The 22,866-nt window shown below is 68.8% G+C and carries 11 protein-coding genes and 1 pseudogene; 4 read left to right on the top strand and 8 right to left on the bottom strand.

Annotated features, from left to right (window positions below; genetic code table 11):
* Positions 1–28: 28 nt before the first annotated feature.
* Positions 29–943 carry a YceI family protein gene (locus StrepF001_RS30200; RefSeq protein WP_129801381.1) on the bottom strand — a complete coding sequence of 305 codons (915 nt, stop codon included), beginning with the start codon at positions 941–943 and terminating at the stop codon, positions 29–31.
* Positions 944–1,400: 457 nt separating this feature from the next.
* Positions 1,401–1,874: an ATP-binding protein gene (locus StrepF001_RS30195; protein ID WP_129801380.1), complete on the bottom strand. Its 474-nt coding sequence runs from the start codon at positions 1,872–1,874 to the stop codon at positions 1,401–1,403.
* A 271-nt stretch (positions 1,875–2,145) separates the two neighbouring features.
* Here StrepF001_RS30195 and StrepF001_RS45825 point away from each other — a divergent pair, with 271 nt between their 5' ends.
* The 3 genes from StrepF001_RS45825 to StrepF001_RS30185 all read left to right on the top strand — a co-directional run bounded on the left by StrepF001_RS45825 (position 2,146) and on the right by StrepF001_RS30185 (position 3,466).
* Entirely contained in the window at positions 2,146–2,301 is a 156-nt protein-coding gene (locus StrepF001_RS45825) for a hypothetical protein (protein ID WP_165396414.1), read from the top strand.
* Positions 2,302–2,426: 125 nt separating this feature from the next.
* A complete protein-coding gene (locus StrepF001_RS30190) occupies positions 2,427–3,284 on the top strand; it encodes a helix-turn-helix transcriptional regulator (RefSeq protein WP_129801379.1) in 858 nt (285 codons plus the stop codon).
* Positions 3,281–3,466 carry a DUF397 domain-containing protein gene (locus StrepF001_RS30185; RefSeq protein WP_129801378.1) on the top strand — a complete coding sequence of 62 codons (186 nt, stop codon included), beginning with the start codon at positions 3,281–3,283 and terminating at the stop codon, positions 3,464–3,466. The genes StrepF001_RS30190 and StrepF001_RS30185 overlap by 4 nt, the downstream gene beginning before the upstream one ends.
* A gap of 24 nt (positions 3,467–3,490) precedes the next feature.
* Here StrepF001_RS30185 and StrepF001_RS49655 read toward each other — a convergent pair whose 3' ends face one another.
* The 6 genes and pseudogenes from StrepF001_RS49655 to StrepF001_RS30155 all read right to left on the bottom strand — a co-directional run bounded on the left by StrepF001_RS49655 (position 3,491) and on the right by StrepF001_RS30155 (position 20,253).
* The gene (locus StrepF001_RS49655; RefSeq protein ID WP_129801377.1) at positions 3,491–3,919 is read right to left on the bottom strand and encodes a collagen-like protein; all 429 of its coding nucleotides are present in this window, start codon (positions 3,917–3,919) and stop codon (positions 3,491–3,493) included.
* Positions 3,916–6,243: a competence protein CoiA family protein gene (locus StrepF001_RS30175; RefSeq protein ID WP_129801376.1), complete on the bottom strand. Its 2,328-nt coding sequence runs from the start codon at positions 6,241–6,243 to the stop codon at positions 3,916–3,918. Before StrepF001_RS30175 ends, StrepF001_RS49655 begins: the two co-directional genes overlap by 4 nt.
* A 90-nt stretch (positions 6,244–6,333) precedes the next feature.
* Positions 6,334–6,846 (bottom strand): hypothetical protein, encoded by a 513-nt coding sequence (locus tag StrepF001_RS30170; RefSeq protein ID WP_129801375.1) that lies wholly within the window; start codon positions 6,844–6,846, stop codon positions 6,334–6,336.
* Positions 6,843–10,937 carry a DNA methyltransferase gene (locus StrepF001_RS30165; RefSeq protein WP_129801374.1) on the bottom strand — a complete coding sequence of 1,365 codons (4,095 nt, stop codon included), beginning with the start codon at positions 10,935–10,937 and terminating at the stop codon, positions 6,843–6,845. Before StrepF001_RS30165 ends, StrepF001_RS30170 begins: the two co-directional genes overlap by 4 nt.
* Entirely contained in the window at positions 10,937–13,903 is a 2,967-nt protein-coding gene (locus StrepF001_RS30160; protein WP_129801373.1) for a helicase-related protein, read from the bottom strand. Before StrepF001_RS30160 ends, StrepF001_RS30165 begins: the two co-directional genes overlap by 1 nt.
* 31 nt (positions 13,904–13,934) lie before the next feature.
* A pseudogene (locus StrepF001_RS30155) lies at positions 13,935–20,253 on the bottom strand (protein kinase).
* A 169-nt stretch (positions 20,254–20,422) separates the two neighbouring features.
* Here StrepF001_RS30155 and StrepF001_RS30150 point away from each other — a divergent pair.
* Positions 20,423–22,866, top strand: a 2,444-nt coding sequence (locus StrepF001_RS30150) for a sigma-70 family RNA polymerase sigma factor (RefSeq protein WP_129801372.1), incomplete at its 3' end; no start/stop codon positions are given.

Below are 22,866 nucleotides of genomic sequence, written 5' to 3'. Positions count from 1 at the left end.
GGTGGAGCGCGGAGAGCCGGCCTTTCGCCTACTCCGGGGGCGTGGGAGTCTCGGGGGTGCGGTACATCGCCTGGACATCCAGCTCCAGCTGTACGGTCGGCCCGACGACCGCGATGCCGCGGGCCAGCATCGAGCGCCAGTTGAGGGTGAAGTCCTCGCGGTGCAGCTCCGCCTTCGCCAGTGCCGCGCACCGCAGTTCCTGCTCGTAGCCGCCGTTCACCGTACCGAGGTACGTCGTGTCCAGGCCCACGGAGCGGCTGATGCCATGCATGGTGAGCGTGCCGTGCAGCGTCCACTTGGAGCCGCCGCGGTAGACGAATCGGGTGCTGGTGAAGTCGATGTACGGATGACGCTCGACGGCGAGGAAGTCCGCGGAACGCAAGTGGTTGTCACGGGTCTTGTTGCCCGTGGTGATGCTGGAGGCGTCGATGCGTACCGAGACCTGGGAGTCGGCCATCTCCGGTGCGATGCGGATGCCGCCGTCAAAACGGGTGAAGCGGCCGTGAACGTGCGCCATGCCCACGTGCTTGGCGATGAACCGGATCGCGGTGTGCGGCGGGTCGAACAACCAGGTGCCGGGCGGTGGGAGCTCCAGCTGGCGGGCGGGAAGCAGCGCGATGCGTGCCGGAGCGAGGACGACTCCGGCGGCGATGTCGACGGGCTCGCGGGCGGGTGTGAGACCCTCCGCCGCGGCCATCACGCTGTAGGAGCCCGGCGGCAGGGTCACCATGAACAGGCCGTACGGGTCGGTGGTGCCGCAGGTGACGACGCGGTGGCTGTCCAGCGCCGTCACCGTGACCTCGGCACCCCCCAGAGGTTGCCCCATGGGATCGACGACCTCGCAGGCGTATGCGCCCGCGCCGGCCGGCAGGGGTACCGAGAGGCCCGGCGCGGCACCGAGAGCGGTACGGGAACGCCGACGCCGGAGCAGTCCGAGGGCCATGCTCTTCGCCTTCCTTGAGCCGTGTCACCACCGCGAGCCTCGCGAACGTGGGGACGTCCACGGTTGCCACGAGTCTTCGGAACTGGTTGCAGGCGCGATGAGATCAACTTTTCAACGATCATAGAGCAGAAGGTGCAGAGCAGTTCCTCACGGATGTCGGCGTGCGGCAACACACTCCAACGTGCCCGACCGTCGCAGACGGCCGTATTCAGCGGGCCATACCGCGACTCCTAGGCCTCGCGCTTTGCACGGCTGCTGTGGCGAATGGCACCCAAAGTTCGCCGAGCTTTTCGCGGTTCTCGCCGCTCTATCACGCGGCCCGCACATTCCCTGCACGTAGGGACGACTCAGAGGCGGGGCCGGGAACCCGTTGGGCGAGTCCGGGCGCCCGGCACTGTCCAGCCGCAGGCGCCGCATGGGCCGCACGCCGCGTGCGTCCGCGACGCCCGCGCCGACGTCAGTCGACTCCATGCATCCGCCGGGACCCCTGGGCGGTGGAGAGCTCGATTTCCGCCCAGACGGTCTTGCCGCCCGGCGGGTACGGTTCCGTGTCCCAGCGGTCGGCCAGGGCAGTGACGAGGAGGAGGCCACGGCCTGTCTCACTGTCGGGCCGTGTCCCGAAGTCCGCGACGGCTGATGGGATGTGGTCACCCCGAGCATCGGTGACCGCGATCCGCAGCAGGCCGGCCGCAGGGTCGAGCCGGAGCGCCAGGCGGAAGTCGCGGCCCTGAACCCGGCCGTGCAGCGCCGCGTTGGCCGCCAGCTCCGCCACGATCTGCTCCGCGCGTTCGCCCACGGACGGTGACACCTGCCAGGCCCGCAACTCCGCAGCCGCGAGCAACCGGGCGAGCCTTGCGCCGCGACGGGTGGAGGACAGCTGCTGCGCGAAAGTCCTGACGGCGGTGGATGCATGGGGCGTGGTCACGTTCATGAGAGCCACCGTGGGGGGCACGCGGGGGCGCACGCCAGGGGAAGGGCCCGTACGCTGCGTGAGGGTACGGGCGCATTCCCTGGACGGTACGTCGGTCAGCCGCCACTGAGCCCGGTGCGGCAACGCCAACCTTGCGGCTCGGCCAACCGGGCCGTCGGGTACGGCCGGAACAGCCACCTACCGACCATCTCGCCCACTGCGCGAGTGGTCTTCCGGCCAGGACGACGTCCCCCATGCGCGCGCCGAACTACTGCCCCGCTGCGACAGGGTGGTGGCCGGTCCGCCTGCCCAGCGGATCAATGCCGACGGCTTCCCGGCGGAGGTGACCTACGAGACCGACCCGGTGTGCGGCGCGCGCTGGCACGTGTGGGACAAGACGTCCCCGCTGCGCCGCTTGGCCCGCCCCCATGTGGAGGGCGCGGGCTGACGCGGGCTGGATCCGTACGGTGAGTCAGCGTACGGACACGTTCGGTGGACAGTACGAATTCGAGTTGGCCACGCTGAGGTGTCGATGCGGGGTTTGGCACGTGTGGACCTGGAGGTGGGCCTCGAATGACGACCGACAACGTCGAAACGGCGGCGGGAGCGGAGTGCGTACGGGAACCGGACCCGTCGGACAGCCTGCGGACGTTCGGGGCGGTCGTGCAGGCGCTGCGCGAGCACGCGGGGTTGAGCCGGGTGGAGTTCGGTGAGATCGTCCGTTTCTCCAAGCACACGGTGGAGTCGGTGGAGTTGGGGAGGCGGATGCCGGATGCGTCCTTCGTCGAGCGGGCGGAGGAGGCGCTGGGCAACACGGGGGCGTTGCGGCACTCGGCCAGGTTCCTGACTCGGGGGGAGGCGGGGCTGGCGGCTTGGTTCCGGCAGTGGGCTCGGCTGGAGCGGGTGGCGGTGAGCCTGTGTACGTATGAGTGCCGGTTGGTACCGGGGTTGTTGCAGTCGGAGGGGTACGTGCGGGCGGTGTTCGACAACAGCATTCCCCCGCTTTCCGATCAGCAGTTGGAGGCGCAGGTCGTCGCTCGACTGGAGCGGCAACGGATGCTCACTGAGCGGCCCAACGTCCCGTTCAGCTTCATCGTGGAGGAGCACGTCTTACGGCGGCGGCTTGGGGGTGCGGAGGTGATGCGAGACTTGCTGGATCATGTGCTGGCAGTCACTGCCCCCAGGAACGTGACGTTTCAGATCATGCCGTTGGACGCCGAGTATCACGCCTGCCTCGACGGTCCCGTGCGCTTGCTGGAAACCCCAGAGCGTCGACGGATTGCCTATTCGGAGGGCCAGCAGAACGGCCGTCTGATCACCGACGCGAAAGAGGTGAGCCTGCTCTGCCAGTGCTATGACACACTGCGGTCGCAGGCCCTGCACCCCAAAGACTCACGGGGTCTGCTGGAGCGACTGCGAGGAGAGCTATGAGCATGACGGAACTCGCCTGGTTCAAGTCCAGCTACAGCGGCACTCAGGGCGACGACTGCGTCGAGGTCGCCGTCACCGAACAGGTCATTCACGTAAGGGACTCCAAGGACGTGACCCGCCCCCACTTCACCATCCGCCGGGACGGCTGGTCGCGGTTCGTGGGGTTCGCGGCGGGGGCTTGAGTAGAGCGGCATGCGCGGTGGCGCTCAGAGGATCTTGCAGAGCGTCATCGCGCGCATATCGACGTCGCCCGGTGACCCGAGGACGGAGTTGCGGCCCACGTAGATGGTGTCCCACTGAGAGGTTCCTACCGGGCACGTGCCGGAGCTGATGAGCAGGCCACCGGAGAGATCGGGGCCCGTTGTGCTGGCGTCCGGTATGCCGAGGGTGGCTGGTTCAGCGGTTGCGCCGGGCTCTCCCCGGTCACCCTTGGGGCCGCGCTCACCTTGCAGCCCCTGCTCACCCTGAGGCCCTAGCGGTCCCCGTGCTCCTTCCGGTCCCGCCGGGCCCCGCGCGCCGGTCGGGCCAGTCGCGACGAAGTAGGCGCCGGCGACTGCTCCTGCCGCGCCGGACAGGGTGACGACGGCTGCGGTGGCGGCTATGCCGATGGCGACGCGACGACGGTTCGGTCTCATGTTCTTTCCTTCGGGTCATCGGCGGTGTCGGCGGCAGCGCTGTAGGCCGCGAACGCTCGGGCCTGCTCCGTCTTTCGGAGCTGGCCCAGTTCGATGGGGCGCAGGCCGTGGGGACGTCCGAGCCGCTTGAGGATGGCGTCGAAGTACGGCACAGGCGTGTGTTCTGAGGCGACCACGAGGGAGGAAAGCAACACCCCGTAGGTGGGCGGGCTGTCGACCGATACGAGGATCGCTTCCCTGGCCCGGTCGGTGAGGTCCTTCGGCTTGAGTCCGGCGGCAGCGGCGAGCGTGTGCCAGCCCACGCAGACCTGACGCCGGGCGGCGTCGATCAGTGCCCGCCGAACGGCTACGACTACGGCTGCCTTGGTGGTTCCGAGCTTGCCCCAGCGCACGCGGTCCTCCTCGGCTGGAGCGGTTGGGGTCACGGTTACGGCTTGTGCGCCCCGTGCGTAGGCACGGTCCACGGCGGCCCGCCATGCTGCCTCCACGGTCGGGGTGGCAGCGTCGGGGGTCCAGCCCAACTCCGTCAGCACGTCGCCGAAGAACGGGGCCGGACCTGGGGTCTGCCCGTCCACCTTTACCAGGGCCGACAACATCCGGCGTCCGGGAACGTAGGACCTGTCGACTGCGGCCAGCAGCCGAACGCGGTCGTCATCGGACAACGTGGACGGCAAGATGTGCTGCTTCTTGAGCAAGGTCGACCACTTGATGACGCCCTGTCCTTTCGCAACGAATTCCAGGTGCTCACACCGGGCCACGAGCCGCGCCTCGTTCAGCCCAGGGGCGCTACCGGCCCTCGCTTCCAACAGTCCGGCTGAGGGCTGTTGTCGTGCGAGTGTCGACTCGGCGAGGGCGTAGGCGGTCCTTCGCTGGCGCTCCCAAATTTCCACCACCTTCGCCTCGGACAGGTCGGATCTCCAGCCGAGGCCGGCGAGGACGTCGGCGAAGTACGGGGCGGGCGCGTCCGGGGCAAGGGCTGGGTTGACCAGTGCAGAGAGCACGGGCTTGCCGTCGGCTCTGGGGTGGTCCACCGCGATGAGCAGGCGAACGCGTTCCTCTGGTGTGATGTCGGCAGGTGTCGCTCCCGCGTGGCTAACCAGTGTCTCCCAGTTGACGATGCCCCGGGCGCGGGCGACGAGTTCGAGCTTTGAGCGGAAGACGCGGAGCGTCTCGGCCTCACCGAGGGGGAGCGTACGGGGTGTTGAGGTGGGGAGTTCGGTCGTCGTGGGGGTTGGTGGGGATGACTCGGATGGCTGAGATGCGGGGCATAGGTCCGGCCAGCGGGTGTCGGTCTGCTGGGTAGGGCGAGGCGCCGTCGGCGCGTATGAGCCATGCAGGCTCGGAGGTGGACGCTTCGGTGAGCGGCAGCAGGTGGGCTGAGGAGTAGATGACGTGCAGTTGGTGAGGGGGAGGCGCGGGTGGGCGTGCGGCAGGGTGATCCGGGCCCGGACTACGGTCGAGCCGATCGGCTGGAGGTCGGCCTCGTAGAGGCGTACGGGGGTGCCGTCCGGGTCAGGGTGTGGCGCCGGGAGTTCGGTCGCCGCGGTGAAGGCGATGGTGCCAGGAGCCAGCGGGAAGGCCACGGACCTAGAAGCGGGAACGGGTGTGCTGCTCGCGGGCGGTTCGGCGTCGAGGCGGGGCGTGATGATCCCCTCGTTAGACAGGCGGCACTCGGTGAGGGCCGACCACGCGAGGCTGTTGTCCGAGTACTGCGTGCCGACGTACACCGCGCGGGTCTCGCCCTCGGTGCGGCACGAGATGCGGATGGCATGCCCGGCGGCGTCCACCTCGTTGTGCGAGAGCCCGCAGTAGGGTCCGTACGCCCAGTGGACGTGGGTGTGCCGGTCGGCGAGGCGTTCGCGGGTCTCCTGCCAATCGCGAAGGGAGAGGCGGGCCAACTGGACCCGGATGAGCCGGGACCGGCCCTGGCCGAAGCGGACCTCGACGGCTCCACCGTGGACCAAGCCAGGGTCCAGATAGGTGCCCTCGGCGTCCTGGTGTCCCTGCCGCAGCAGCCAGCGCCGCAGCGCCTGCCCGATGTAGAGGTGGTCGGCGCTGGCCTCACCGGTCTCCGTGCGGCGGCAGTGCACGGGCGGCCGATGCGCGAAGTGGCACTTCTTCTCCGTGTACCGCTTCGGAGTCAGCTTCTTGCCGCAGCCGCCGAGCAGAACGCCGCAGTAGAAGTCGTCGCGGGTCCGGCTCCGCATGAACCGGTCGAAGTGGTCGTGGTCGTACGGCAGGAACACCGGCCAGTCCGACTCGGCCTGACCGATGACCGCGGTCTGAACCTTGCGGGTGTCCTCTTCGGAGGCGGGCGAGACCATCCTGGCTCCTGGCTCGGGCAGTGGTGGTGGTTGGGGCAGGCGGGTGGCGGGGGTCGTGGCCTTTGGGCGAGGTGCGAGCGGGGGCGAATTTTAAGCCTCCAGGCCCTCTTCGGGGCTGTCTTTGCTTTCAGCCATTATCCTGCCGCCGACAAAAGCCACACCCAAGGCGAGTGCAGCACCACCGACCATCACAACTTTCTTGAGTGCCCCGTCCAAGAAGCGTTTATTCTCGCGGTCCATCTGGGACTCCTCCTTTACCGCTTCCTGTATTTTCTCGATGAGCTCTTTCCTTTGTTCCCATGTCAAGTCGCCCTTGCCGAGTTCATTCTTGATGGTGTCTCTGAGATCCTGAAAGGCTCGATGGACGTGTTCCTGGCTTTGCTGGTTGGCCGAGAGCGTGGACTCATGCGATTTCTTTATCGCATCCACAACATTCAGGGCGAAATCCTTGAATGTGGGAAACTGTTCAACGATTTTGAGGGCCACCTCGGTACTCATGTCGGGCATCATGGCCACGAACCTGATCATCTTGTCTTTGGAGAGGTTTCTCCAGGAGTCGATTCCAAGCGCGCGCTTGATTTCATCCTCGTCTTTGTATTTCATGTCGCGGTTCCGTCCGAAGTTTTTTCCGGGTGGCGAGGGCCGTGGCCCGGGGGCGGGGTGAGGGTGGAGGTGTAGTTCTCACCGTCAACCAAGGGGATTTCGAGGCTGACGTCGGCTGCGGCCATGCGGTCGTACTCGGTGAGGATCAGTTCCTTGGTGCGGTAGGTGCCGTACTTGGCCTCGTCCTTGCGCTTGACGATGGGGAAGGTGTCGAGGATGTAGTCCGCGTCCTCTCGGGCAATGTCGTAGAGGTGGAAGAAGAGCGCGTCCAGCTCGGCACGGATGTGTCGGCGGCGGTCCGAATCCCAACGAAAGGGAGCACCGTTGTCCCCGAGATGGGCGGCAAATTCCTTCATGTCAGCGGCTGTGTAGGTGAGTTCGAGTATGCGAGGGGTTATGAATGGCACATGAACCGAGAGCTGGGCAGGGGTGGGGACGGGTAGCTGCTTCACGATGAAGAAGCTCATGGACGTTCCGCCGATACTCTGCCGTGCCGCATAGTCGAAGGCGAACGAAGACCAGACGGCACCAAGTAGTTCGGGCGCCTGAGACAGAGCCAACAGGAACTTATGCCCCACGCCCGCCCTTGGCATGAAGGAACTGATCATGCTTCGTTCGTCGGTCGCGCGGCAGATGTCCCTCCAGCCCAACAGGAAGCCGTGAGGCCAATCCTTCTCGGCGAGACGCTTGCGGATTCCGGGAGTGCGGATGTAGGCGCCCTTATCGGCGACCTTGCCCGAAAGGATGTCATCCTCCGCTACCCAGTACCGAGGCAACACGAAGGCCTCACAGTCGTCCTTCTCCTCCTGCGTTAGCGGCCGTGTGTCGCCGTCAGCGCCATAGGTCGCCCACCGGTGATCGTAGTGGTGGAGCATCTTCGCCTCATACAAGGGGAGCATCCGCTTCTCCTCCTTCGCGAAGACGTTGCCGTTGAGTGTCCAGCCGGAGGCTTCCAGTTCTTCGCCAGTGTTAAGGAGTGCCGAGTCATGGCCCATGTTGAGCAGGCCCTGCGAGAACGTCACCCCCCAGGGGTTACCACCAGGACCACCTTCTTTCCAGAGCACCGGAAGTCGCTGGTACATCCGCAGGGTAATCTCGGCATCCCTGCGGGACCTGAAGATCGGCAGCGTTCCAGTGTTGGGATTGAGAAGCTTAATTTCGTCCGGTGTGAGCGTGAACTTCTTGTCCGCTTCGTTCAGTTCCGCGGGGTCGTGCAGGAAGAAAGCAAATCGAGCCGCCGGTTCGCGCAGGGAGCGGCCGACTAGAGACAGGACACTGAATTTCATGCGAGAGTCCACAGCCGGGAAAAGATTGGCGCGGTTCTCGAAGTCGTACAGCGCAGCAATAGCCGCACTCTGTACCAGGTCCCCGGAGAAGTGCTGCGTGCGCGCGTCCGTTGCGATTCCTGTAGGGACGAGGACGCCTGCTCGCCCTTTTGGGTCAAGCAGGATGCGGGCGGTCTCGGCGAAGACTGCGTATGTGTTGAGGTTCCCTTGCCCCGTCAGTGGAACGCGCCCCGACTGCCGAAGGAAGTGGCTCTCGGCATACACCTTTCGCTTGCCTGCCTCGAACTCCTGATGCAGAGGCAGTGTGTCCGGAGAGTCCTTGAGCGCCTCGATCATGTTTTTCCGTACGACGGTACGGGACGCCTCTGCGATCTCCGGTGCGCGCTGGGCGAAGAACTCCTGCTCGCGGAAGTCCACACTGTCCCACGGCGGGTTCCCCACGACGCAGTCGAAGCCGGCCGCCCAGCCGGTCGCTGGCGACACGCCCTTGCTGTCCTCCGGAACGGAGAACACATCGGAAAACTCCAGGTGCCAGTGGAAGAACTTGTACTGTTGGGCGAGGCGGATGATCTCTTCGTTCGTGCTTACCGGGATGCCCGCGCCCGCGCTCTGGAGGTCCCTGAAGACCCCTTCTGTCACCGGCGTCGGCGCGCCCTGGACCTTGGGCCAGACGAAGGCGGCGCACCAGGCGTCGGCGATATGCAGGGCCCGGAGATAGTCCGCCGACTGCTCCAGTTCGCGGAAGCGGCTCGACTGGAGTCGGACGTCGCGCAAGGTGTCTGCGGAGGCGGCAGTGATGTCGCGCAGGCTGGCCGCGAAAGCAGCGTTCGACACCCAGATACGTTCCTCGGTGTGGAAGCTCAGCTGACCGCCGCGCTCCGCCGCGTTCCGCTTCCTGATGGCCGTCGCGACCTTCTTGTCGTCGCCCTCGATCGGCTTGAAGGCGTCGTCAGAGATGCCCTTGGCCAGCAGTGCTGGCGTAGCCCCGATTAGCGCGTTCCCGCGCTTGATGTGGGCGTCCAGGAAGCCCAGCGGCTTGCCCGGTTCCAGGGCCTCCAGCCACAGCGACACCTTGGCCAGCTCGACCGCCATCGGGTTGAGGTCCACGCCGTAGATGCAGCGCGCGACCACCTCGTGCAGCGCGTGCCGTACCGCGTCGATCGTCGGCTCCGGGTTCTGCTCCCGTACCGCGGCCACCCGCTTGGCGATGCGCCGCGCCGCGGCCACCAGGAAGTGGCCGGAGCCGCAGGCCGGGTCGCAGACCGTCAGGTTCAGCAGTTCCTCGACGATGGCCGGGCCCGGGTCCGGCTGGCCCGAGCGCGTTGCCCGGATCTCCCCCCGCTTCACCGCGTCGTCGATCACCGGGTCCAGCGTCGAGTCCAGCAGGCAGTCGATCAGCGAGGACGGGGTGTAGTACGAGCCCGTCGTCTTGCGCGCGTTGCCCGCCAGCTCGACCAGCTCGAAAGTGCGCTCGGTCGCGTTGTGCTTCGGGACCAGCTCCAGCAGCGACTCGTAGATCGAGCCCAGCTCCTCCGCGTCCAGGTGGCGGTAGTCGACCACCCGGTTGCGCTTGCTGCTGGTGTCGCGGACGATCGACAGCGCCCGGACCGCCTCCAGCAGCGGCTCGTTCGACAGGGACAGGGCGTGCAGGACCTTGTCCGCCTCCGTGTCGTCGAAGATGCCGCCGAGGCCGGGCAGGCCCAGCTCCGGGAGACCGTCGTCGTTGCCGAGGCCGGCCAGCACGAAGCGCAGCGCCTGGTACAGGTCACCGTGCGCCGTGCCCCGGCGCCGCTGCGCGTGCCGGCGCAGGCGAGCCGACGAGAAGTACGCGGCGTACCGCTCCCTCGCCGTCTCGTCCGCCGACGGGGACAGCAGCACCTCCCGGTCCTCGGCGACGAACAAGAACAGCAGCCGGTAAACCAGGCGCAGCAGCGCATAATGGAATGTCTTGACCTCCAGCGCCTCCCTCAACTCCCGGTTGTCCGGGTGCTTCAGGAAGCCTGTGCCGAGCGTCGTGATCGCCCGCTGGACGCCCTTCCTGAGCTGGTCCAGGGCACGCGTGCCCTGGGCGATCGCCTCCGTGCGCCACTTCTCCAACCAGCACGTCGACGGCGCCGCGTCCTCCGCGACCTCGAACCGCGACACGTGCAGCAGCCGGTACAGCAGCACGAACTCGCTGAACAGCTCGCCGTCGAAGATCGCCTCCATGTCGAACTCGACGTACGACGCCGTGGCCAGCGCGCTGGAGTCGCGCAGCAGACGTATCTGGCGGCCGTTGGTCAGGACGCCCCACAGGTGGGCCTCGGTCCGGTTCAGGCACTCCTGGAGCATCGACTGCGGCGGCACCGTGCCCGCGCCGCCCGGTCGCTTGTCCAGGTTGGCGTTCCATGCCACCTGGTGGATGAGCGCGTGCTGCCAGCGGTGCGAGACCTCGAACCGCTTCTCCGTGTCCGAGTCGGCCGCGACGCCGTCCGTGCCGATCGGCGTCAGGCGGCCGAAGCCCAGCTCCCGCCACAGCGGCGAAAGCCAGTCGGCAGCCGCACGGCCGGTCGGGTCACTCGCGGGCAACCCCGTGTCCCGGTCCTCGGGGAGGTGCTTGCGCACGTCGCGCCAGAGCGGCTTCAGGTACTCCCAGCTGCGCTCCGCCTCGTCCCGTACCGAACGGGACGACGGCAGGCCGTAGTCGGCAGGCTTTGAGCCCGGGACGTCCTTGCCCTCGGTGATGCGCAGCAGCATGTCGGCCGGCAGCAGACCTCCGACCGTGTGGACGGCGGTGAACACCTGGTGGCGAGTCGTAGCGGACATCAGGCGGACGCTCCAGAGACAGCAGCAGGGGCAGGGGAGGAAGCAGCGGGGTTCGCGGGCAGGTAGAGGTACGCGCCCAGGACGTCGGCCGGCTTCTGCGCCGTCACCGACAGGCCGCGGACGATCTCGCCGGAGGCTTGGCGCACCCGGCGGTGCGAGGTGTCCAGCTCGGCGGCCAGTTCCTCGCCGTACGACTCCAGGTAGCCGTATACCTCGGGGAGTTGGTCGAGGACCCGCTGCATCATGCGCTCGCCGAAGTGCGGGTCCGTGTTCGCGGACGCCGTCGCGTCCAGCAGCGCCGCCGCCCGCTCCTGCGACAGCCACACCGCGTTCTTCGGGGAGCCCTCGAAGGCCAGCAGCCGCGCGTCCTCCGCGACGAGCTGCTTCTCGCCGCTGCGCGACGGCAGGGTCAGGTGGAACCGGTAGCGGACCAGCAGCAGCGTCGTACGCGTCGATACCGCGTCCGTCGTCACCACACCGCAGCGGCGCGCCGGGCGGGCGCCGTCCGCCTGCGCGTCCAATGCCGCGTTCAGGACATGCGACGCCAGCGCGCCCACCACCGGGTCCGTACGTACCAGCGCCGCCTCGCCCCGCGCCACCGCCGGATCGCTCCGGAACGGGATCGGGCGGTCCTGCTCGATCACCTCCGCGCCTACGGCTGTGGCCAGGGCGTCCCGAAGGCCCGCCGGTGTGCCACCCACCTGTGCCGTGAAGTCCTCCGTCTGACCGGCGCCGCGCAGTACGGCACCCAGCGCGCCCAGGGACTCTCGTACGAAGGTCTCCACCTCGCCCGTACCGCCCAACGCCTCCCGAATAGCCGCGACCTCCCGGGCCACCTCCTCCGGGTGGATCGAGCGCTGCGCGAACCGTGAACGCGACGCCTTCTCCCGCTCCGCCGCCGAGTTCCAGTCGCTGTCCAGCTTTGCTGTGCTCACCTTGAACGCATCCGCGCTGAACAGGGCGTCCTCGTTCTCACGGCCGCGCATCAGCAGCCACTCCACGATCGCGTCCGTCACGCCCGTGGACAGCTCGTCCGGGACCGACACCGAGATGCCCAGGTCCTTCTTGATCTGGCGGTGCTTCTTGATGAGGACTTCGAGGACCTTGCCGTCGATGCCGTTGTCGTCGCCGTACAGGGTGATGACTCGGACCTCGTCGCGGCGCTGGCCGTAGCGGTCGACGCGGCCCTCGCGCTGGTCGTGGCGGGTGGGGTTCCACGCCAGGTCGTAGTGGACCACCGCGTCGAAGTAGTGCTGGAGGTTCACGCCCTCCGACAGGCAGTCGGTGGCGATCAGGACGCGGCGCGCGGCGGCGTCCTCGCCGGCCTCCGTCGCCAGCGCCTCGATGTTGTCGATGCGCTGCTGCGGCGACAGCTCGCCCGTGACCGCCTTGACGACCGTCTTTGCGCCCAGCGGGCCGCGCTTCTTCGTCTCCGGGTCGTTCGACAGCTGCTCGGCCAGGTACTTGGCCGTGGGGATGTAGCGGCAGAAGACGATCGGGTTGTAGCCGTCGGCGAGTAGCGACTTGAGGTGCTTGATCAGCGCCTTCAGCTTGAGGTCCTGGGCCGGACCCTCCAACTCCGATGCTCGATCTGCCAGTTCCGCCAACCGGGAGCGCGGGTCGTCCTCCGCGATCTCCGCACCCGGCGCTACGTCCATGCCCTCCATCGAGTCGCTGTCAGCCGCGTCGCTGTTCAGCGGGGCGCCCAGCTTGTCGGCCTCCTCCGCCGACGACGCGATCGCCGCCGCCGACCGCGTCCGCAGCGTCTGCGCCGCCGCGCGCGGCGAGGACACCAGCGAGCGCAGCAGCGCGATCGCCGACCACCATGCTATTCGCGCCTCGCGCCGGCCCCGGTTGTCCGCTTCCTCCACCCGCTCGCTCGCGTAGGCGATCGCGTCGTCCAGCAGGGCCCGGTACTCCGGGGACAGCTTGTACGTCTCGTCCTTGAAGTAGCGGTCCGAGGGGAAGGCCGTCCGCTCGGCGAGAGAGTCGTCGGCCAGACCGTCCTCCTTGGTGAGGTACTGGCGTACGTCCGCCCGCTTGCGGGCCACGAAGTGCTGGGCCAGCAGCTTCCTGCCCGCGTCCGACTCCAGGTTCACGTGGGCCAGTTCGGGCTTGACCAGGCCCAGCAGGTTGCGGAACGCGGACTCCTTGCCGCTGTGCGGGGTCGCCGTCACCAGGAGCAGGTGCCGCTCCGCGTCCTCGGCCACCCGCCGCAGCAGCTCGTAACGCAGCTGGTTCTGCGTGCCGGTCTTGGTGTCGTCGGCGGCCACGCATGTGTGGGCCTCGTCGACGATCACCAGGTCGGGACAGTGCCGTACGAAGTCGTCGCGGTGCCGCGTGGACTTGATGAAGTCCGTGGAGACGATGACGTTCGGGTAGCGGTCGAAGAGGGACTGGCCGAGGTCCAGGCCTCGCTCCAGGCGGGTGACCGTCGATGACAGCACCAGTTCCGCGTCGATGCCGAACTTGCTGCGCAGCTCCTGCTGCCACTGTTCCGCCAGTGCCGGGGAACACAGCACGGCCAGGCCCGACGCCTCGCCCTGCGCGAGCAGTTCGCTCGCGATCAGGCCCGCCTCCACGGTCTTGCCGATGCCGACGTCGTCGGAGATCAGCATGCGGACCGTCTTCTGGCGCAGCGCCATCAGCATCGGGACGAGCTGGTATGCGCGCGGCTCCACCGCGATGCCGGCGAGCGAGCGGAACGGGCCCGCGCCCGAGCGGAAGCCGATCCGCAGGGCCGTGCGGAGCAGGCCGGCCGCCCGCTGGTCTCCGAGGTCGCTCGCCTCCGGAGCGGCGAACCGGGCCTCCTCGACCGTCTCGAACGCCGGGAACACGGCGGCGATATCGTCGTCCGAGCCACCGAGCGGGCGCAGGACGAGCAGGTCGGCCTTGCTCTCGGGGAGTACCACCCATTCGCGGCCGCGGGCCTTCACCAGGGAACCGGTGGAGTACGTGAGTGCCATGTCTGTCTTCAAGTCCTCAAGCAGAAGGTGGTCAGTTGGCGGCCGGGATACCGAAGTAACGGGCGTTGGCTGCGGCGACGGCATCCCAGTCGCCGCCGTGCGGGAAGCGGACGACGTCCCAACTGGCGTTGAAGAGGCGGTCCTCGGCGTCCTCGTCCCGGAAGGTGTCCTGTTCCTTGTCGGGTGTGTCCACGAAGACGGCCACGTTTCCGCCGGGGAGCCGGTACACGAAGTCGGGCTGCGCGTTCGCCTCGGTGAGGAACGGCCCCGCCTCATCCGGGAGGTTCAGTCCCCGCGCCTTCGCCCAGCCCAGGAAGTCACCGCGCGCGGCCAGGTCGGCGGCGGCCGACGCCTCGACCGCCGTCGGTGCCGCCGGGACCTGGTCGAGCAGCCGCCGGTACTGCTCAGAGCGCGACTCACCCCGCGACTCGCGCTCCGCCGTTCCCGAGGCGAACCGCACCAGCAGGTGCCTTGCCGCATGGCGGTTGATCAGCGCGTGGTCGAGCTGGTTGCCGTACGTGAGCAGGCACTCGTAGCAGCCCAGGGCGCACGGGCGGTCCGGGTGCGGGCCGCCGAGATCGGTGCCGTCCTTGTCGAAGTGGCAGATCGAGAGGGCGTACTGGGCCGCCTTGGCCAGGGCGTCCGGCTCCGCCTGGAGGCGGCGCAGTACGCCCGCGCCGCCCTCGGCCGCCTCCATGAACAGGAACCTGCCCCAAGGTCCGCCGTCCGGCGGCAGCAGCTCGCTGGAGAGCTCGGCGTCCTCCAGCTCGAACGCGGCCTCGATGCCCCGCTCCAGCGCGTACATCAGGGACAGCGCCTCGGGCTCCGGCAGGGCCTCGTCGAGGGTGACGACGAGGATGTTGCGGCGGTCCTCCACGTACGGGATGACCCGCTTCTTGCGGCGCCGCTCCTTGCCGTCCTCGTCGACCACCGGCAGCTCGCTGGAGTCGCCGGAGGCCTCGGCGGCGTCTTTGTCGTTCATCCAGCGGCCGTCGGCGAGGTCGAGCCAGTAGCCCGCCGGTTCGTCCTTCTTGGCCCGTACCCGGCCCAGGTTGGTGATGCGGACGGTCGCCGAGTCGCCGTACGCCAGGTCGGCCAGAGCCGCGCCCGAGGCGTCGGCGACGGAGGCATTGAGGCGGCCCTTGCGGGCACCGTGGTCCTGGAAGCGGTACGACATCTCCAGCCGGAAGCCGGCCCGGCGGCGCTCCTCCTCGTCGGAGGAGATCCGCTCCCGGCGCGTGGTGTAGACGGTGTGGAGCTGGAGCAGGCCGTGGGTTGCCGCGCCCAGCGGTTCGTCGCACATGTGGCAGCGGTCCTGCCGCTCGGCCGGGTCGTGGTGGTAGCCGCAGTGGGCGCACCGACGGGCCTCGCTGGTCGCCAGGTCGCCGGAGGAGTCCGGCGGGAGCTGGATGCGGGTCACCTGGTAGCGGGCGCCCTCGTGGTAGATGAGCGCGCCGGGACCGAACTCGCGAATGGCGAGGAAGCGGGGGCGCTGGAGGTAGTCGCCGTCGCCCCGGCGGCGGCCGATGGTGGGGATGTAGGCGGCCAGGGGCAGGCGCGGGAAACTGTAGCCGGGCAGGAAGCCCTCGGAGGCGAGGTAGCGGTAGGGATTGAAGTCGGAGAGGACCGACTTGCTGTCGACGCTCTCGTTCATCAGCAGGTTGAGCTGCGTCTCCGCCTCCCGGCGGCGGGCGTTGGCCCGGTTGCGGTCGGTCTCGGTGAGGCTGTAGTCCAGCCGGCGCTTGTTCTGGATGTACTGGTCGTCGAGCGCGGCGCGGAACAGCTGCCGCCAGCGGTCGAAGGCCCGGTCGAAGCGCTCGGGCACCGTGCGCACCCGGTCCTGGATCCAGTCGTCGTGCCACCACGTGGTGTCGGCGAAGTCCGGCAGCAGCGGGCCGAGCACCCTGAGGGCCGCGTCCACCGTGCGGTGCTGTGCGGTCTCGTCGAGGGAGGCTTCGAGGATGTCGGGGAGCAGCTCCAGGGCGGGGTCCGGGCGGTCGCCGGTGTCCGGGTACGACACGTCCAGGACCTCGGGTATCGCGCGGCCCAGCTTCAGACCGGCCTCCGCTATCCATATGCCCTGCAGGTGCGAGAGGACGAGGTCCTCGTTGGCCAGGTCCAGGCGCGGCGGAGCCACCGCGCCGGCCACCATCCGCTCCGAGCGGCGGAAGTAGTACTGGTCGTGGCTGTTGCCCGTCGCGCAGTACGTCGTCACCAGGGCGGGCTGGCCGCTGCGGCCGGCGCGGCCGGAGCGCTGGGCGTAGTTGGCGGGCGTGGGCGGCACATTGCGCATCATCACCGCGTTGAGAGAGGAGATGTCGACGCCCAGCTCCATCGTGGGGGAGCAGTACAGCAGCTTCAGCTCCGCCTTGCGGAAGGCCTCCTCGCGCCGCTCCCGCTCCTCCGGGGCGACCTGGGCGGTGTGCTCGCGGGCGAGCAGCCCGGACAGCGCGCCCGCCGCCTCCTGGTACAGGTCCCGGAAGAAGGTGTTGACCCGAGGGCCGTCGCCGCTGGGGTAGGTACGGGTCAGCGGGTCGTGCGTGCCCGTCTCGCCCTTCCCGGCGCGCCAGATCAGCGACTGGGCCGCCACCCGGTAGCCGGTCGTGGCCGCCGTCGTCGGCCTGCGGTAGCGGCCCGCGTGCTGCGGCGCCTCCGCCACCTCCTTCACCAGGCCGTCGGCGGCCAGCACCTTCAGCAGTTCCGCGATGACGAGCTGCAGGTCGTCGGGGGAGAGTTTCTTGAAGGAGGCGTCGGCGCGCTTGAGGTACTTGCCGAACTTGGCACGCGCCGAGAGGAACAGACCGGAGCGGTCCATCCCCCGGCCCGACGGGTGCGGGTAGGCGGTGCCCACGCGCGGCCGGTCGGAGGCCGACAGCACCCACGGGTCCACCAGCCGCTCCTCGCTCGCCCGCTGCAACGCGTCGAAGTCGTCGCGGAAGTACGACACGTCGATGGCGAGCGAACGGCGCATCTCGTTGAGCAGCACCTTCATGACCTCGGCCCGCAGAGCAGGATCGGCGTCCCGCAGCGCCGCGTGTGTGTGCGTCCAACGGTCCTGCTTGTCCGCGACCCAGCGCAGGTCCGCGTAGTCGATCTCCAGCAGGCCCGTCTGCTCCAGGTTGGGCATGGTGATGCGCCAGCCGCGCTCCAGGTCGAGGTAGAGCCGGAAGGCGACCACGTCGCGCAGCGTCTTGGCCGCGGCACGGGCGAGCGACGGGGGCTGGTCGGCGTCGCCGGTGTAGTCCGCGGGGCCGATCCCGAGGGCGTTCGTCACCGCCGAGGCCAGCTCCTCATGGGTGAGGCCGTCCTCGCCCGCGTCCAGGGCCGCCCGGTACAGCGCCCCGCGCAACTGGGTGATCTGCACGAAGTCGTTGAAGTGACCGGCCTGGAGGGAGGCGTCCTGACGGTTGTCGACGAAGGTCAGGAGCTTGCGGGCCTCCTTGTCCAGCGCCTCCTCGGGCACCGACTTCAGGGACCGCACCACCGACGCCGAGATGAGGGAGGTCGCCGAGGAACGGCCCTCCTGGTCCAGCGTGGCCAGCTTGGCGAAGTCCCGGCCGCGCGTCTGCTCGTAGGCCACACCGCAGTGCAGGCAGAACAGGAACGGCGACGGGATGAACGCGGCCTGCAGCTCGCCCCGGCCCTCGTAGCCGAGCGGGTCCACGGTGATCGCCCGCGGCACCCGGTCGCGGTACGTCTTCCTGACCACCTCCTGGCCCCTGTCGTCCAACTCCAGCCAGGACTCGGGCAGCCGGCGGTCGTCCACGGCGTACTGGACGCTGGAGGGCCAGGGCCGCTCCTGGTCGATGAAGAGGTAGCCGTCGCCCTGGCGTCCGCCCGTGGCGGAGGTGTCGCGGCGGGCTTCGTAGCGGACCTCGCCGTCCTTCTCGGTGCGCCAGACGGTCAGGTACTCCTCGGCAGAACGCCAGCGGCATCAGCAGCTTGCCGCCGCTGCCCGGCTGTTCCAGCTGGTAGGAGCGGGTCAGGTGGCGGGAGAGCTTGTCCTCCAGGGTGACGTACACGGTGTCGCCCTTGGAGAGGAACTGGTGCAGCCGGAACGCGAACAGGGGACGGTCGGTCACCGGGTGTCGGGCCTGTGAGCCGGCTTCCAGGGTCGCCTCGATGGCAGTCGCGCAGTCACCCTTCGACGCCCCTGACTGCTTGGCCAGTTCGCGTGCCGCGACCTCAATCTTCGTGGGCCGGCGACGGATCAGACGGCCCGTCGCCTCGTCCGTGGCGAGGCCGAAGCGGGTCTCTATCCAGCGGGCCAGCGGGTCGCGTACCAGATCGGCGTACGCGCGCGGTGCGGCCGGTGAGGTGAGACGCTCGACGGGCACGGTGTCGGGGGCCTCGTCGGTGGCGCGTACGAGCGTCTCGCCGATGACGTGCCCGGGGCTGACGGGTGTGCCGAACAGCCTGCTCGCGACGTCGGCGACCACCTTCTTCTGGTCCTCGACCGTGCCCTCGGTCGACATGGTGGCCGAGGTGCCGATGCACTGCACTTCGGGTGCCTGGCAGGCCTCGCGGACCCGGCGGATGAGCAGGGCCACGTCGGCGCCCTGCCGGCCGCGGTAGGTGTGCAGTTCGTCGAAGACCAGGAACTCCAGGCCCTTGGCCATCTTGATGAGGCTGGCCCGGTCGGCGGGCCGGGTCAGCATCAGCTCCAGCATCACGTAGTTGGTGAGCAGGATGTCCGGCGGGTTGTCCCGGATCTCCTTGCGCTTCTCGTCGTCCTCCTGGCCCGTGTACCGGGCGAAGGTGACCGGCTCGTGGCTCTGGCCGTAGCCGTCGCGCAGGTACTTCTCCAGCTCCTTCAGCTGACTGTTCGCCAGCGCGTTCATCGGGTACACGATGACTGCGCGCACCCGCTTGACCGCCTTCGGACCCTCGGAGTCCCGCTCATGAAGGACGCGGTTCACGATCGGAACGATGTACGAGAGCGACTTGCCGGAACCGGTGCCGGTCGTCAGCACGTACGAGGCTCCGCGCGCGGCAGCGTCGATGGCCTCGCGCTGGTGGCGGTGGAGGGTGAGCGGGCGCCCGTCGGGGACCGTGCCGCCCTCCGTCTTGCCGGCCTGGAAGATGCGGGCGCACTCCGGGTGGAGGACCTTCTCCCCGACCAGTTCCGCGACGGTACCGCCGCTCTGGAAGAACGGGTTGAGCGACAGCCAGGGGTCCGGCCACTGCGACTTGTCGTCGAGGTCCTTCTCCACGAACGCCGCGATGCGGTCGTCGCGGATGACGGTGCCGCCCGCGGTGAAGTCGCGGTAGTCCTTGATGAGGGCGCGGTGCACGCCGAAGACGTCCATCGCCGTGCCGGAGGCGGTGACCGGCGCCGGCCGAGGCGCGGGCGCGGACGGGGCGGTGACGGTGCGGGCGGTGTGGGCGGCGAGGAGCCGTGTCGGATCGAGAGCGGTCCAGTGGGGGAGTTGGGGCGTGTCCCCGTCCCGTACGCCCAGTGGAGACAGGGCGTCGCGGACGTCGGCCGCGCTCGCCGGACGGTCGGCGGGGTCCTTGGCGAGCAGCCGGCCGACGAGGCGTATCAGCTCGGCGGGGATGTCACCGCGGATGACGCCGAGGGGCGTCGGATCGGCCTCGAGGTGCTTGCGGGCGAGATCGAAGGGCGACTCGCTGACGAAGGGTGGTACGCCGACGAGCATTTCGTACAGCACACAGCCCAGCGCGTACAGGTCGGCTGCCTGGGTGACCTGGCGGGCCTCGAACTGCTCGGGCGCCATGTAGCGGGCGGTGCCGACGCTCACGCCGGTGCTGGTCAGCCGCGCCTCGTCCGGGTCGTCGACGATGCGGCCCATGCCGAAGTCGAGGACCTTGACGGTTCCGCCACGGGTCAGCATGACGTTCGCGGGCTTCAGGTCGCGGTGTACCACGTCGGCCGCGTGGGCGGCGGAGAGGCCATCGGCGATCTGGGCGCCGACGGCGGCTACCCAGGAGATGGGCAGCTGGCCCTCCTCCTCGATGAGGTCGCGCAGCGTCTCGCCGTCCAGGAACTCCATGGCCAGGTACGGCATTCCGCCGTCCGCGCTGATGCCTCCTGCGACGAGCCGTGTCAGGTTCGGGTGCTCGAGGCGGCGCATGATGCGCACCTCACGGGCGAAGCGGTCCACGGCCTTGTTGTCCGCGCCGGTGTCGATGAGACCCCCCGTACGACGGCGAAGGATCGTCTTCACGGCGACCAGGCGTTCGGTGCTCCCCTCGGGAGCCTGGAGATCCTCTGCCCGGTGGACCTCCCCCATGCTGCCCTTGCCGATGACCTGTCCGACGCGGAACCTGCCATCGATCAGCTCGTGGCCCACGGCTGCTCCCCTGCCCTCTTTTTCCCCGTCCCACATCGGGACTTGCCCCTGTGCCCGACACGTCGCCACATGGCTCCCATGCGGAGAGTGCGGACGCCGTCACGGTACACGAGCCGTGTCAACTTTCCTAGATATGCGATCCGTTGACAGTGTCAACGAGGGCCCCTTACGGTCTGGCGTGTAACCGGGTGTGGGGGTGGGTGGCATGGCGGGGCATCAGGAACCCGGGTCGCGGGGCGTGCCGGTGACGAAGGCCGCGCTGGCTGAACTGATGGCGCAACTCCGTCGGGCCGCGGTGGGCGGAGTCGTGCCCGAGGAGGTGTTCTTCGCTCAGGCGCGCAAGCTCGGGTTGCGTGAGCACGAGCGGGAGCGGCTGCGGGACGAGCTGGCCAGGCTGCACGTGCCTGTCCAGAGGGGCGTGGCGCATGCACACATCGACATTCCAGATGTGCCGAAGGTTGCGCGGAAGCGTGTAGAAATTGTGTTCCCTCAACTCGATCGAGTGCTGAGCCTGCTGGAGCGGTACGCGGACGCCGAGGGACGTGTGACGTCCCGGGCCCTGGACGGGGTTGTACGGCTCTGTGGGCTCAATGCGCGCGAGGCGGCGGCCCTGCGGGATGCGGCCAATGTGCGGCCCGAGAAGACTCCGACGGAGTCGACGGCCGAGGCCGCACCCGAAGAGGACCGCGCAGACGTGGACGAGGAGCCGGCGCCGGTCGGCGACGTGAAAGTCGGCGGCGTAGGCTCCTCCGCTCAGGAACCGGCGGTCAGCGAAGGTTCCAGGATGGAGGGGCTGGAGGTCGCATCGGAGGAGGACTTCCCCTCCGGGTCATCCGAAACGGTCGTACCGACGGACGCGGACCTGGCGGCATCGGTCGCCGCGGCCGAGCGCGTCATGCGCGAGGACCGCTACCGGCGTCGGCCGGAGAAGCACCTGCTCACCGCGCGGGAGGAAGTCGGGCTCGCCATTCTCGTGCGGGGTGGCCTCGACAAGGAAGCCGATCAGGAGACGCTGAGCGCCCTGTCGTCGGACGACATCAGAATCCGCGCGCGGGACTGCTTGGTCGTACACAATCAAGGGCTCGTGCACAGCCTGGTTCCTCGCTACTTGGAACAGGGACTGGACTACGAGGACCTGTTCCAGCACGGAGCGCTGGGGCTCATGCGGGCGGCGCGGAAGTTCGACCCGACCAAGGGCTTCAAGTTCTCGACATACGCGATGTGGTGGATCCGTCAGTCCATCACACGGGGCATCGCGGACGAAGGTTCCGTCATCCGCGTACCCGTTCATATGCACGAGACAATCCGTAAGGTGGCGAACGCGGAACGCTCCTTGATCGAACGCGAGCGTCCGGCGACCGCGGCCGATGTAGCGGTGCTTTGCGACCTTAGTCTGAGCAAGGTCGAGGAGGTCCGACGACTGAGCCGGCGCACCGACTCGCTCGATCGTGTCGTGGGGGACGGAGCGACGCTCGGAGACTTCGTCGCTCAGACCCACACCCTGCCGCCATTCGAGGAACGGGTGCACAGTGCGCTGCTCATGGATGACGCCATGGCCGTGGTGAACACCTTCTCCGGCCGCGACCACCGGATTCTCGTTCGGCGCCTGGGACTCGACGGCGAGGAGGCCTCGACTCTGGACCAGTTGGGCAGCGAGTTCGGCGTGACGCGGGAACGCATCCGGCAGCTCGAAACCAAGCTGGTGCCCGCCCTCCGGTCACGGCTGCGGACGGCGCGCCTGTTCGGTGTCCGTGCTGTGGTGGCGGCTGAGGACCCGGACAGCGCGGAGAGCGTCCGTACCGCTGCCATCGCTCACCGTGCGGCGCGCACGGCCCGCGCCGTTCGTCCGGTTCCGGGCAGGAAGGTGGCGGTTGTCGCGGCGGCCCCGCCGTCCGGCGGCCCTGACGCAACGGTGGCTCCCGTGACTCCGCAGGACGCCGTACAACCCGCAGTCGTGGCGTCCGCGGATGTGCAGGACTGGGAGCGGGCACGGCGGTTGGCCAAGTCGCCGTCCGGGCAGGCGTGGCTCGCGGACTACGCGATCGCCGCCGTGGGAGGTCCAGGGCTCGCCGAGATGCTCGGGCAACCGGCGGCCGACGCTGTGCTGCGTATCGCGCGCGAGCGGGAGCCGGCCGATCACGCGGTGCTTGCAGCGCTCGAGGTGCTGCGCCGTGTGTGCGACGCCGTCGCGCAGGCCGGAATGCGGCCGGAAGGCTTCTTCGACCGTCCCTCCGAGGCGCTGTGCGGGGTGACGCCCCGGGCCTACCTGGCCCGCAAACCGCTGGTGCACGGCGAGCCTCGGCTGGCGATGCGCGACGCCCTCCGGGAGTACCTGGCGTCTACGAAGGCGCTCCCGGAGGCATCGGCAGCGGAGAGCGCGGAGGACGCACCGGCCCGTCCGGAGCCGAGGGAACAGCAGCCGTCCCGTCATGAGCCGGCCGAACCGGCGCCGACCGAAACACCGTCGGCCGAATCCGAGCCGGTGCCTGTCCCGCCGCGGTGCGAGGAGCCTGTGAACATCACCGACGATTCCGACGGGGAGGCGGTGGCCGAGTCCGGGACGAATGAGTCGACGTCGAGCGATGCAGCAGCCGCTGAGCTCCCAGCGCCGCTGCCCCAGTACACCGCCGACTGGGACCGGGCTCGGGA

This window comes from Streptomyces sp. F001 (assembly GCF_004187715.1).
GTDB lineage: Bacteria > Actinomycetota > Actinomycetes > Streptomycetales > Streptomycetaceae > Streptomyces > Streptomyces flavusporus.
Note: the sequence above shows the minus strand (reverse complement) of the source record. Positions and strands in the feature narration are given on the sequence as shown.